Here is a 12,333-nt window from a genome sequence, read left to right as displayed (position 1 = left end):
CGACGGGCCTGCGCCGGGTGGTGGCGGGGGGCGGGCCCACGTGCGGGGGGTGCGGGGCGCTGGGGGTGTCCTGGTGCGGAGGGCGCGCGGGGGCGCTCCGGTGCGGAGGGGCGGACGTCCCGGTCGCGGGAGCGGCGGAGGCCGCAGGTGCGGCCGGGCGCGGCGGGGGCGCGACGGGCGGGGTCTGCGGACGCGGTGGGGCCGACGGGGGTGCCGAGGCCGGTCGGGCCGATGAGGCCGACGGCTGCGGTGGGGCCGACGAGGTGGCAGGGGCGGGAGGGGTCGTCGGGCGGGGAGGCACGGGAGCGCGTTGCGCTTCGGTACTCATCCGGCCCCCTGCGTACACGTTCTCGTACCGACCACGGATCACCATGACTGACAGGCCCGTTGGTGCTCGCGTGCACGTCACTCTACGGGCTGCGGGCGGGCGGCGGGGAACGGGACGCCCCGGGCGCGGGGATCTGTCCCGATCGTCCCCTACCCAGTCGTCGCGGCTCTCTGGCAAGCTGCGGCCATGACTGCCCGCGCCGCTGACCGGGCCCGCTACAACCGGGCCACCGCTCATCTCGACGCCCCGATCGCCGTCGTCGATCTGGACGCCTTCGACGACAACGCAGACGATCTGGTGGGCCGGGCGGGCGGGAAGCCGGTCCGGGTGGCGAGCAAGTCGGTGCGGTGCCGGGCCCTGCTGGAGCGGGTGCTCGCGCGGCCCGGGTTCGCCGGGATCATGTCGTTCACGCTGGCGGAATCGCTGTGGCTCGCCCGGGCCGGTTTCGACGACGTCCTGCTCGCCTATCCGTCGGCGGACCGGGGCGCCTTCGCGGAGCTGGCCGCCGATCCGAAGCTGGCCGCGGCCGTGACGGTGATGGTGGACGACCACTCCCAGCTGGAGCTGATCGACGCCTCCCGGGGCGGCGGGGGCGAGGAGATCCGGGTCTGTCTGGAGCTCGACACCTCGTTGCGGATGCTGGGCGGGCGGATCAGGATCGGTGCCCTGCGCTCGCCGCTGCGCTCCCCCGCGCAACTCGCCGAGCTGGCCCGTTCGGTGGCGCGCAGGCCGGGCTTCCGGCTGGTGGGGCTGATGGCGTACGAGGGCCATGTCGCCGGGGTCGGCGACGCGCTGGCGGGGCGGCCGCTGCGGTCCCGGGCGATCCGGCTGATGCAGGCCACCGCACGTAAGGAGCTGGCGGTCCGGCGGGCCGAGGTGGTGCGGGCCGTGCGGGCGGTCGCGCCGGAGCTGGAGTTCGTCAACGGCGGCGGCACGGGCAGCGTGCAGCACACGGCGGCCGAGGACGCGGTCACGGAGATCGCCGCCGGGTCGGGGCTGTACGTGCCCCGGCTGTTCGACAACTACACCTCGTTCACCGGCCGTCCGGCGGCGCTGTTCGCGCAGCCCGTGGTGCGGCGGCCCGGCGTGGGCGTGGTGACGGTGCTGGGCGGCGGCTATCCGGCGTCGGGGGCGGCCGGGGCTGACCGCTCGCCTGTGCCGTATCTGCCGGAAGGGCTGCGCTACGACCCGCAGGAGGGCGCGGGCGAGGTGCAGACGCCGCTGCTGGGGTCCCCCGCCGACGATCTGCTGATCGGCGACAAGGTGTGGTTCCGCCACGCCAAGGCCGGAGAGCTGTGCGAGCGCTTCGACACTCTGCACCTCATCGAGGGCGACCGGGTCACGGCGAGCGTTCCCACGTACCGGGGCGAGGGTCGGACGTTCCTCTGACGGGACGGTCCGGGCCGCGCTCGTATCCCTGACGAGGTGGAACCGGCCGCGCTCGTATCCCTGACGGGACGGACCCGGACCCGTCCGTACCCCTGACGGGACGGACCCGGCCGCGCTCGTATCCCCGTCTCAGGGGCCGATCGACGCGCCCACTCCCCCGCTCGTCCCGCTGTCGCCCAGTGGCCGGATGCCCCGCATGATCGTGTCCATCAGCGAGAGCGGCAGCTCCGCCACGTCCGCGTCGAAGGCGAACCGGACGATCACCGGGGTCTCGCTGCCCACCGTCGAGGGGAAGGCGAGGGACTGCACGACACCGCCGGGGCCCTTGCCCGTGGTGACCCGCCAGCGCACGAGGTAGCCGGTGCGTCCGGCGACGGTGACCTCCTGCGCCTTGAGCACCTTGTGGGACGTGATGCCGCCGTGGATGCGCCGGCCCACGGTGTCCTCCTCGTAGGCGTTGTCGGCGGCGGTGACGATGTCGGCCTCGGCCAGGGCCTTGGGGTCGCTCTCGCCCGACTGCGCGGTCCGGGTGCTGACCGTGCCGTGGTAGCAGAAGGACGACCCGCCGGGGCAGTCGTAGGAGTCCTTGGTTCGGATGGTGGGCACGTCGTTGAGGGTGCTTCCCGGCTTCTCCCAGCCGTCGGGCACCGGCAGCGTGATCCCGTTGAGCTGGTCGACCAGGACGGCGGGGTCGTCGTCGGGGTCCGCCTCGGCGGACGGGGTGGCGGTGGCCGTCGGGGGGGTGGCGGGGGCCGGTGCCGATGTGGTCGTCGTCGGGGCCGCCGGCGTACCGCTGTCGTCACGGCCGAGGAGGACGGCCCCGGTGACGGCCGCGCCCAGCACCAGCACCCCGCAGAGCGCGATCGCGACGGCCTTCGTGCGGCTGCCGGCCCCGGGCCCGTCCTGGGCGACGCGCTGGTGCGGCAGGGGCACCGACGGGGGCCCGAACCCCGGCGGGGTCTGCGGCTGCCGGGGGTCGGGGTGGGCGGCGGCCAGCGGGCGGGTGTGCGCGGTCCAGGCCGTGCCGTCCCACCAGCGTTCGGTACCGGGGGCTCCCTCGTCCGGGTACCAGCCGGGCGGCGTCGCGTAACTCATCCCCACACTCTAGGGAGTGGGGCCGTACGAGGGGTCAGGAGTCCCGGCCCGTCAGGGTCAGCAGGTCGCGGGCAGGGCCGGTGGGGCGGTGGCCCGCGGGCCAGACGGCGCGCAGTTGGCGGCGCAGCCGTACGCCCGCGACCGGAACCTGGACGAGGCGGCGGGCCGACAGCTCCTCGCCGAGGGCCAGTTCGCTCAGGACGCACGGGCCCGCGCCGCTCTCCGCCGCGCTCTTGACCGCCGTGGTGGAGGAGACCTCCAGGAGGGGCTGGGCGAGGCCGCCGTGCACGGCGAGCGCGGCGTCCAGGACCTGGCGGGTGCCGGAGCCCTGTTCGCGCAGGATCAGCGGTGTGGCGGCGAGTTCGCCGGGGAGCAGCGGGGTTCGACGGCGGGCCCACCGATGGGTGGGGGCGACCACGACGACGAGGCGGTCGTGGGCGATGACGGTGCCGTCGAGGCCCTCCGGTATCGACAGGCCCTCGACGAAGCCGAGGTCGGCCTCGCCGCTGACCAGGCGGCGGGCGACGGCCGCGGAGTTGCCGACGAGGAGCGAGACCGCGGTGTCCGGGCGCTCGGCCCGCAGGGCGATCAGCCAGCCCGGCAGCAGGTATTCGGCGATCGTCATGCTGGCGGCGACCCGCAGCCGGGAGTCGCGGCGGTCGCGCAGCGCCTGGGCCCCCGCGTCGAACGCCTCGGCGGCCTCGACGATCCGGCGCGCCCAGTCGGTGACCAGTGCGCCCGCGTCGGTGAGCCGGGAGCCGCGCGGGGAGCGGTCCAGCAGGGCGACGCCGAGCTGCCGCTCCATGGACCGCACACGGCTGGAGGCGGCGGGCTGGGTGATGCCGACGTCCCGCGCGGCCCGGCCGAGACTGCCGTGGCGGGCGACCGCGAGCAGCAGTTCCAGTGCCCCGAGGTCGGGGACGCGGTGGGAGAGGGGGGCGGGGGGAGTGTGCACGTCGTCGCCGGTCATAACTCCAGCTTATGACCTCATAGGGACGGGGCCTCTGGTGGACCGGTGCGCCCCCACGAAGAATCGTGGCATGGCCATCTTTCCGCAGACCCGCACCTCGGTTCCGCCGCCCTCCGCCGCCACACTCCCCCTGCCCCGCCCGGCGGGCACGACGCGGCTGCCGTCCCTGCGGCACATCGGCCCGAACTGGTACGCGAGCGTCATGGGCACCGCGATCGTCGCGGGTGCCGGCGCCGCGCTGCCGGTGGACGTGCCCGGTCTGCGCGCCGCGTGCACCGTGGCCTGGGCCCTGGCGGCCGTGCTGCTCCTGACCGTCCTGACCGCCCGGGCCGGGCACTGGCTCTGCCACCGCGACCAGGCCCGCGCCCATCTGATGGACCCGGCCGTCGCCCCCTTCTACGGCTGCCTGGCGATGGCCCTGCTCGCGGTCGGCGGGGCGACTCTGACGGTCGGCCGGGACGTCGTGGGCGCGCAGGCGGCGCTCGCGGTGGACGTGGTGCTGTTCGCGGCGGGTACGGCGGTGGGGCTGGCGGCCGCCGTCGTGGTGCCGTACCTCATGGTCGTACGCCACCGTCCCGCCCCCGGGACCGCGTCGCCGGTCTGGCTGCTGCCGCTGGTCGCGCCGATGGTGTCGGCCTCGCAGGGCGCGCTGCTGGTGCCCCATGTCGCGGCCGGGCAGGGGCGCGAGGCGCTGCTGCTGGCCTGCTACGCGATGTTCGGCCTGTCGCTGCTGGCCACGCTGGTGGTGCTGCCGCTGGTCTTCTCCCGTCTGGTCCACCACGGCCCGCTGCTGCTCGCGCTGACCCCGACGCTGTTTCTGGTGCTGGGGCCGCTCGGGCAGTCGACGACCGCGGTCAACCAGCTGGCCGACGCGGCCCCGGGCGCGGTCGGGGCCCCCTACGTCTCGGCGTTCGGCGCGTTCGCGGTGCTGTACGGGGTGCCGGTGATGGGCTTCGCGCTGCTGTGGCTGGCCCTGGCGACCGCGATGGTGGTGCGGGCCGCGCGGGAGGGGATGGGGTTCGCGATGACGTGGTGGGCGTTCACCTTCCCGGTCGGTACGTGTGTGACCGGCGCGGCGGGTCTGGCGCGGCACACCGGGCTCGACGCGTTCACGTGGCTGTCCGTGGCGCTGTACGTGTTCCTGGTGGGGGCGGTGGCGGTGGCCGGGGCGCGGACAGTGGGCGGGGTGCTCAGCGGAGCGCTGACGGCAGCTCCCGTGCCGCCTCGGCCAGCGACGGCCCGTACCAGGTGAGCAGCCGCCCCCCGACGAGGGCGGCGGGCAGGACGGGGAAGGCCTCGGGCCCGTCGTCGGCGGTGAACCGGTAGGGCTCGTCGGGCAGGACGACGAGCTCGGCGCCGGACGCGTTCAGCTCGTCGATCGGGATGCGCGGGTAGCGCTCGGGGTGGTCCGCGTACACATTGCGGACGCCGAGGCGGGCGAGCAGGTCCCCGGCGAAGGTGTCGCGGCCGAGCACCATCCAGGGCCTGCGCCAGATCGGTACGACGGCGGGGCGCGGCTCTCCGGCCGGGGCGGGGAGAGCGGCCCAGGCGGCCTCGGCCTCGTCCAGCCAGGAGGGCCGGGCGAGCCCGCAGCCGCCGACGAGGACCCGGTCCAGCTCGGTGAAGGCCTGGTGCAGGGTGCGGACCTCGGTGACCAGGACGGTCAGCCCGGCGGCCCGGAGCTCGGCGAGGTCGGGGGCCCGGTTCTCCTCCTCGTTGGCGATCACGAGGTCCGGGGCGAGGGCGGCGATCGCGGCCACGTCCGGGTTCTTCGTGCCGCCGATCCGGGCGGCGCTCAGACCCGCGGGGTGCGTGCACCAGTCGGTGACCCCGACGAGCAGCCCCGGCGCGGTGCGGGCGACGGCCTCGGTGAGCGAGGGGACGAGGGAGACGACGCGCACGGGTACTCCGCTCAGGCCCTCAGCGCCGCGAGTCGTACGTGGCGTCGATGTGTTCGGCGACCGCGACGACCAGGAGCCGCGTGCCGGGCGCGGTGGCGCGCCAGCGGTGGCGGACCCCGCCGGAGAGGAACAGCGTGTCTCCGCTCTCCAGGCGGTGCACCTGCCCCTCGGCCTCGACGTCGACGGCGCCCGCGACGACGTACATCAGCTCGTCGTTGCGGTGCTGGAACTCGCGGCCGAGGTCCGGCTCGCCGGAGAACTCCAGGGCGCTGAGCTGGTGGCGGCCGCGCACCAGCCGGCGTACGCCCTCGCCCTCCTCGCTCCGGACGACGTCCACGGCGCGCGCCGAGTCGGCGGCGGCCCGCAGCCGTGCGGTGGTGGTCTCCAGCGCTTCGGCGACCCGGTCGAGGGAGCGGGCGCTCGGGCGGGCCCGTTCGTTCTCGACCTGGCTGAGGAAGGGCACGGAGAGCCCGCTGCGCGCGGCGACCGTGGCCAGCGTGAGCCCCAGGGTTCTGCGCCGACGGCGGACCGCGGCACCTACCCGCGGTGTGTCCTTGTCGTCCATCTCCGAGCTCCCTCCCGCCCCCGCCATCCTCCCGGTTGCCAGCACCTTACGCACATGGTTGCGCACGACGTCCGGTAAACGACCTTCGGGCAGCCGGAAGGGGTGGCCCCGCCCGACGGCGGGGCCACCCCTTGCGACCTGTGCTTTCGTGTCCGTGGAGCCCCTACTGGGGTGCCATGGTGTCCGCGATGCCCGGGTTGTCGTCCATCCAGGCCTTCACGGCTTCCTCCTCGTGACCCGCGCCGTGCTTCTGGATCTCGTTCTCCAGTCCGGCGAGCTGCTTCTCGCTGAGCTTGAAGTCCTTGAACCACTCGGTCAGCTGCGGGTACAGCTTCGGGAACTCCTTGGAGCCGATGGTGTGCAGCCGGTCGCCGTCACCGAACGCCTTCTTCGGGTCCTTGAGCTTGGTCATGCCGTACTCGTTGTACGCCCAGTGCGGGGTCCACAGCAGGACCGCGATGGGCTCCTTCTTGGCGTAGGCGCGCTTCAGCTCGGCGAGCATGCCGGGCGTCGAGGAGTCGAGGACCTCGAACTCCTTGTCCAGGCCGTACTGCGGCAGGACGTTCGTCTTGAGGTTCTCCATGGCGGCGGCGCCGGGCTCGATGCCGACGATCCGGCCCTTGAAGCCGGAGCCCTTGCCCTTGAGGTCGTCGAGGGACTTGACGTCCTTGACGTAGTCGGGGACGGCGATCTCGACGGAGGTCGGCCCGTACCAGGAACCGATGTCGGTCAGCTTGTCGCCGTACTTGTCCCAGTAGTTCTTCTGGGTGTACGGCAGCCAGCCGTCGAACTGCACGTCGATCTGGCCGCGCGACATGGCCGCGTACATGGGCCCGACATCGAACTGCTTGAGGTTGATCTTGTAGCCGCGCTCCTCCAGGACCGCCTTCCACAGGTACGTGGCGGCGATGTCCTCTTCCCAGGGGAACCAGGCGATCTCGACGGCACGGTCACGCTCGTCCTTGCCGTCGGCGGCCCGGTCCTCCTTCGGAAGCGGGGACCACTTGTCGGCGACGCCCGGGTTGGCCTTCAGCCAGGTGCGGACGGCCTCCTGCTCCTTGCCCGAGCCGGCCTTCTGGATCTCGGCCTCCAGGCTGGTGAGCTGGTCCTCGGTCATCTTGAAGTTCTTCAGCCACTTCCCGACCTCGGGATTGTCGGCGGAGAAGCCCTTGCGCGCCAGGGTGTGGATGCCGTCGCCCTTGCCCCACAGACCCTTGGGGTCCTCAAGCTTGGTGAGCTCGTACGCGTTGTACGCCCAGTGCGGCGACCAGAGCGGAACGACGATCGGTTCCTTCTTGGCGTAGGCGCGCTTCAGCTCGGCCAGCATGGACGGCGTGGAGCCGTCGAGGAGCTTGTACTCCTCGTCGAGGCCGTAGCCCGGCAGGAGCTTGTCCTTGAGCAGTGCCGTCTCTCCGGCGCTCGGCTCGATTCCGACGATGCGGCCCTTGAACTCGGAGGCCCGGCCCTTCAGGTCCTCCATCGACCGGACGTCCTTCATGTACGCGGGGACGGCCAGCTCCAGCGAGGTGGGTCCGTACCAGGAGCCCAGGTCCTCCAGGTCCTCCCGGTACTTCTCCCAGTAGCTGGCGTGGGTGACCGGCAGCCAGGAGTCGGTCTGGAAGTCGATCTGTCCGTTGGCCATACCGGTGTACAGCGCGCCGGCCTCGTACTGCTTGACGTCGACCTCGAAGCCGCGCCGTTCCAGCATCTCCTTCCAGAGGAAGGTGGAGGCGATCCCCTCGTCCCACGGGATGTAGCCGATGGAGATCTTCTTGCCGTCGCCGATCCGCGCGCTCCCGCCCGCGGTGTCGTCCTTGGAGCCGCCGAAGACGCCCATGCCTCCCGCGACGAGCGCGAGGGCGACGACCCCGGCGACCGCGACGAGCGGCTGCGGGCGGTAGGTCCAGATCTTCCAGCCCTCGGCCGCGGCCTGCGCCTTGGCGACCGCGCGGCGGCCCAGCGGGGAGACCTCGGTGCCGAGTGCGCCGGTCATCCGGTCCAGGTACATGGCGAGGATGACGATGGAGATGCCCGCCTCGAAGCCGAGACCGACATCGACGTTGCCGATGGCGCGGTAGACGGAGCCTCCGAGGCCGCCGCCGCCGACCATGCCCGCGATGACGACCATGGACAGGCCGAGCATGATGACCTGGTTGATGCCCGCCATGATCGTGGGCAGGGCGAGCGGCAGCTGGACGCGCAGCAGGGTGTTGCGCGAGGTGGTGCCGAAGGCCTCGGCCGCCTCGACGAGTTCGCCGTCGACCTGGCGGATGCCGAGTTCGGTCATCCGGACGCCCGGGGGCAGCGCGAAGATGATGGTGGCGATGATGCCGGGGACCACGCCGACGCCGAAGAAGATGACGCCGGGGATCAGGTAGACCATGGCGGGCATGGTCTGCATGAAGTCCAGGACCGGCCGGGTCACCGCGCTGACGGCCTTGGACCGGGAGGCCCAGATGCCCAGCGGTACGGCGATGACGAGCGTGACGAGGGTCGCCACCAGCACCAGGGTGAGCGTGTCCATCGCTTCGTCCCACAGCTCGACGGAGTCGATGAGGGCGAACCCGGCGAAGGTGAGCAGGGCCGCGGGCAGACCGCGCAGCCACCAGGCGATGATGGCGACGATGCCCGCGAACAGCAGCGGTGCGGGGGCGGACAGGACGGCGGCTATGCCGTCGAACATGCCGCTGACGATCGAGCTGATGGCGTCGAAGAGCCAGGCGAGGTGGGTCTGCAGCCAGTCGACCGCGGAGTCGACCCATTCGCCGAGGGGGAGCCTAAACACCGGCCACCTTCTTCACGCTGTCGTCCGCCGCCGGTTCGGCGTCGCGGGGGCCCTCGGCCGGAGGCATCGGCTCGCCGAGGACGGCGAGCAGCCGGGAGCTGGGGACCACGCCGACGAGCTTGCCCTCGGCGTCGGTCACGGCGACCGGGTTCGCGCTCTGCGAGCAGGGCGTGAACAGGTCGATGATCGCCGTGGACTCGGAGACCGCGGCGGGGGCCGCGGCGAGCACGTCCTGCGGGGTGCGCAGTTCCTTGCCGTCCTCCGCGGTGGAGCCCATGGCGGTGTGCGGTTCGGCCATGATCGCGCCCGCGGTGAGCACCCGGGAGCGGTCGACGTCCTGGGTGAAGGAGGCGACGTAGTCGTTGGCCGGGGTGACGAGGATGTCCTCGGCGGTGCCGAGCTGGACGATCTCCCCGTCGCGCATCACGGCGATCCGGTCGCCCAGGCGCATGGCCTCGTTGAGGTCGTGGGTGATGAAGACGATGGTCTTCTTCAGCCGCTTCTGGAGTTCGAGGAGCTGGTCCTGCATGTCACGGCGGATCAGCGGGTCGAGCGCGCTGAAGGACTCGTCCATGAGCAGCAGGTCGGCGTCGGTGGCCAGGGCGCGGGCGAGGCCCACGCGCTGCTGCATGCCGCCGGACAGCTCGTCGGGCCAGGACTTCTCCCAGCCTTCGAGTCCGGTCAGCCGCAGCGCCTCGGCGGCGCGCGCCTCACGCGCCTCACGCGGTACGCCCTGGACTTCGAGGCCGTACGCGGCGTTCTCCAGGACGCTCCGGTGGGGGAAGAGCGCGAAGTGCTGGAAGACCATGCTGATCTTGGTGGAGCGGACGTGCCGCAGCTCGCGGGGGGTGAGGGCGGTCAGGTCCTGGCCGTCGAACAGCACACGGCCCGCGGTGGGGTCGAGGAGGCCGTTGAGCATCCGCAGCAGGGTGGACTTGCCCGAGCCGGACAGCCCCATGACGACGAAGATCTGTCCCGGCTCGACCGTGAACGAGGCGTCGATCACCGCTGCGGTGGTTCCGTCGGCGCGCAGCTCGTCGCGGTCCGCGCCGCCTTCGAGCTTCCGCACGGCTTGATCGGGTCGTCTGCCGAACACCTTGTACAAGTGCTCGGCTTGCAGCCTTGACACATACACCTCACGCGTTGAACCGAGAACGGTCTGCCACCCCCACCAGCAGGCCGTGGAGCGGTGCGGATTCGGCCCGCATGGCACATGCACTAGTTGAAAATGCGACGTGGTCCACTCCGGTGCCGCGCCTGCCCGTCCTTACGCCCACCAAACGCTGGAGTGACCCACCTCACCAGGGAACTACGCGGCGCCCGCGAGAGGTCACCCACGGCGACTGTCGGTGCCGTGGGGCATCATCGGGTCTGTGACGCGACGCCTGATGCTCCTCGACACCGCTTCCCTGTACTTCCGCGCCTATTTCGGGGTCCCCGACTCGGTCCGCGCCCCCGACGGCACGCCAGTCAACGCCGTGCGCGGGCTGCTGGACTTCATCGGCCGCCTGGTGCACGACCACCGGCCGGACGAACTGGTCGCCTGCTGGGACAACGACTGGCGTCCGCAGTGGCGTGTCGACCTGATCCCGACGTACAAGGCGCACCGGGTCGCCGAGGAGACACCCGCCGGACAGACCGACGAGGAGGAGATCCCCGACACGCTCTCCCCGCAGGTCCCGATCATCGAGGACGTGCTGGCGGCACTCGGTATCGCCCGCGTCGGCGTCACACCGTACGAGGCGGATGACGTCATCGGCACGCTCACCGCGCGCGCGACCGGCCCCGTGGACATCGTCACCGGCGACCGCGACCTCTATCAGCTGGTCGACGACTCCCGCGGGGTGCGCGTGCTCTACCCGCTCAAGGGCGTCGGCACGCTCCAGGTGACCGATGAGGCGTGGCTGCGCGAGAAGTACGGCGTGGACGGCGCGGGGTACGTGGATCTGGCCCTGCTCCGCGGCGACCCGAGCGACGGCCTCCCGGGCGTGCCCGGCATCGGCGAGAAGACCGCGGCGAAGCTGCTGGACGCCTTCGGCGATCTCGACGGGATCATGGCGGCGGTGGACGACCCGAGGGCGAAGCTGACGCCGTCGCAGCGCAAGCGCCTGGACGAGTCGCGGGACTATGTGGCCGTCGCCCCGAAGGTGGTCCGGGTCGCGAAGGACGTCCCGCTCCCCGCATTCGACCCGGCGCTGCCGCGCGAGCCGCGCGATCCGGCCGCGCTGGAGGCACTGGCGGAGCAGTGGGGCCTCGGCGGGGCGCTGTCGCGGCTCCTGACCACGCTTCAGCCCTGAGCCCCGAGGTGTTAGCTTAGGTATACCTAAGTAATCGAACCAGGGAGTACCTCGTGGCAGAGCGGCCGGCCCGGCAGGGACCCAAGGCCCAGGGGGCGCAGGTCGTGCGCACCGAGCAGATCACCCCGCACATGGTGCGTGTGGTCCTCGGCGGCGAAGGGCTCGCGGACTTCACCCTCTCCGGCTTCACCGACCACTACATCAAGCTGTGCTTCGCGCCCGAGGGCGCGGACTACGCCCACCCGTTCGACATGGCCGCCATCCGCGAGAACTACCCGCGCGAGCTGTGGCCCACCACCCGCACCTACACGGTGCGCTCGTGGGACCCGGTCGCCCGGGAGATGGCCGTCGACTTCGTCGTGCACGGCGACGAGGGCCTCGCCGGGCCGTGGGCGCGGCGGGCGCAGGTCGGCGAGCAGGTGACCTTCCTCGGCCCCGGCGGCGGTTACGGGCCGGAGGCCTCGGCCGACTGGCATCTGCTGGTGGGCGACGAGAGTGCGCTGCCGGCGATCGCCGCCGCGCTGGAGCAGATGCCGACGGGCGCGCTGGTGCACGCCTTCGTCGAGGTGCCGGACGCCTCGGAGGAGCAGAAGATCGTGACGCCCGACGGGGTGGCCGTGACCTGGCTGCACCGCGGCGACCGGCCCGTCGGCGAGCTGCTGACCGCGGCCGTGAAGGAGCTGGACTTCCCCGAGGGCGAGATCCAGGCGTTCGTGCACGGGGAGGCGGGCTTCGTGAAGGAGATCCGCCGCCATCTGCGCGTGGAGCGGCAGATCCCGCTGGCTCAGCTGTCGATCTCGGGCTACTGGCGCCTCGGCCAGAACGACGACGCCTGGCGCGCGGTGAAGCGCGAGTGGAACGAGCAGGTGGAACGCGAGCAGGAGAACGGCACGACGGCCGCGTAGGCCCCCCGGCGCCGGTGCACCCTGGGGCGGCCGCCCCAGGGCCGCCGCGCGCCCGCCGAGCCCCGCCCCGGGAGGCCGGCACACCCGGAGCGGCCGCG

10 protein-coding genes are annotated in these 12,333 nt (G+C 72.6%); 4 read left to right on the top strand and 6 right to left on the bottom strand.

Annotation, left to right across the window (positions count from 1 at the left end):
* Positions 1-514 precede the first annotated feature (514 nt).
* Positions 515-1,717 (top strand): amino acid deaminase/aldolase, encoded by a 1,203-nt coding sequence (locus CIB93_RS35750; protein ID WP_096632956.1) that lies wholly within the window; start codon positions 515-517, stop codon positions 1,715-1,717.
* 129 nt (positions 1,718-1,846) lie between these two features.
* Here the strand turns inward: CIB93_RS35750 and CIB93_RS35745 are convergent, their stop codons facing one another.
* A complete protein-coding gene (locus tag CIB93_RS35745; RefSeq protein WP_096632955.1) occupies positions 1,847-2,812 on the bottom strand; it encodes a DUF2510 domain-containing protein in 966 nt (321 codons plus the stop codon).
* 34 nt (positions 2,813-2,846) lie between these two features.
* Positions 2,847-3,782 carry a LysR family transcriptional regulator gene (locus tag CIB93_RS35740; RefSeq protein ID WP_096632954.1) on the bottom strand — a complete coding sequence of 312 codons (936 nt, stop codon included), beginning with the start codon at positions 3,780-3,782 and terminating at the stop codon, positions 2,847-2,849.
* Between the two features lie 70 nt (positions 3,783-3,852).
* Between CIB93_RS35740 and CIB93_RS35735 the strand changes: the two genes are divergently transcribed.
* The gene (locus CIB93_RS35735; RefSeq protein ID WP_179500362.1) at positions 3,853-5,034 is read left to right on the top strand and encodes a TDT family transporter; all 1,182 of its coding nucleotides are present in this window, start codon (positions 3,853-3,855) and stop codon (positions 5,032-5,034) included.
* On the opposite strand, the gene CIB93_RS35730 is transcribed toward CIB93_RS35735, so the two are convergent.
* From CIB93_RS35730 to CIB93_RS35715, 4 genes are all read right to left on the bottom strand, one after another.
* Positions 4,973-5,683, bottom strand: coding sequence for a helical backbone metal receptor (locus CIB93_RS35730; protein WP_096632953.1), 711 nt, complete (start codon positions 5,681-5,683; stop codon positions 4,973-4,975). The genes CIB93_RS35735 and CIB93_RS35730 overlap by 62 nt on opposite strands.
* Positions 5,684-5,702: 19 nt before the next feature.
* Positions 5,703-6,248, bottom strand: a complete 546-nt coding sequence (locus CIB93_RS35725) for a helix-turn-helix domain-containing protein (protein ID WP_096632952.1) — start codon at positions 6,246-6,248, stop codon at positions 5,703-5,705.
* 163 nt (positions 6,249-6,411) lie between these two features.
* Positions 6,412-9,033 (bottom strand): ABC transporter permease/substrate binding protein, encoded by a 2,622-nt coding sequence (locus tag CIB93_RS35720; RefSeq protein WP_096632951.1) that lies wholly within the window; start codon positions 9,031-9,033, stop codon positions 6,412-6,414.
* On the bottom strand, positions 9,026-10,162 hold the full coding sequence (locus CIB93_RS35715; protein WP_096632950.1) for a glycine betaine/L-proline ABC transporter ATP-binding protein: 1,137 nt from the start codon (positions 10,160-10,162) through the stop codon (positions 9,026-9,028). Before CIB93_RS35715 ends, CIB93_RS35720 begins: the two co-directional genes overlap by 8 nt.
* Before the next feature lie 259 nt (positions 10,163-10,421).
* On the opposite strand from CIB93_RS35715, the gene CIB93_RS35710 reads away from it, so the two are divergent.
* Entirely contained in the window at positions 10,422-11,330 is a 909-nt protein-coding gene (locus CIB93_RS35710; protein WP_179500363.1) for a 5'-3' exonuclease, read from the top strand.
* A 53-nt stretch (positions 11,331-11,383) separates the two neighbouring features.
* Positions 11,384-12,235, top strand: a complete 852-nt coding sequence (locus CIB93_RS35705) for a siderophore-interacting protein (protein ID WP_096632948.1) — start codon at positions 11,384-11,386, stop codon at positions 12,233-12,235.
* The last annotated feature ends 98 nt before the right edge of the window (positions 12,236-12,333 follow it).

It is taken from the genome of Streptomyces sp. WZ.A104, assembly GCF_002382885.1.
Taxonomy (GTDB): Bacteria; Actinomycetota; Actinomycetes; order Streptomycetales; family Streptomycetaceae; genus Streptomyces.
Note: the sequence above shows the minus strand (reverse complement) of the source record. Positions and strands in the feature narration are given on the sequence as shown.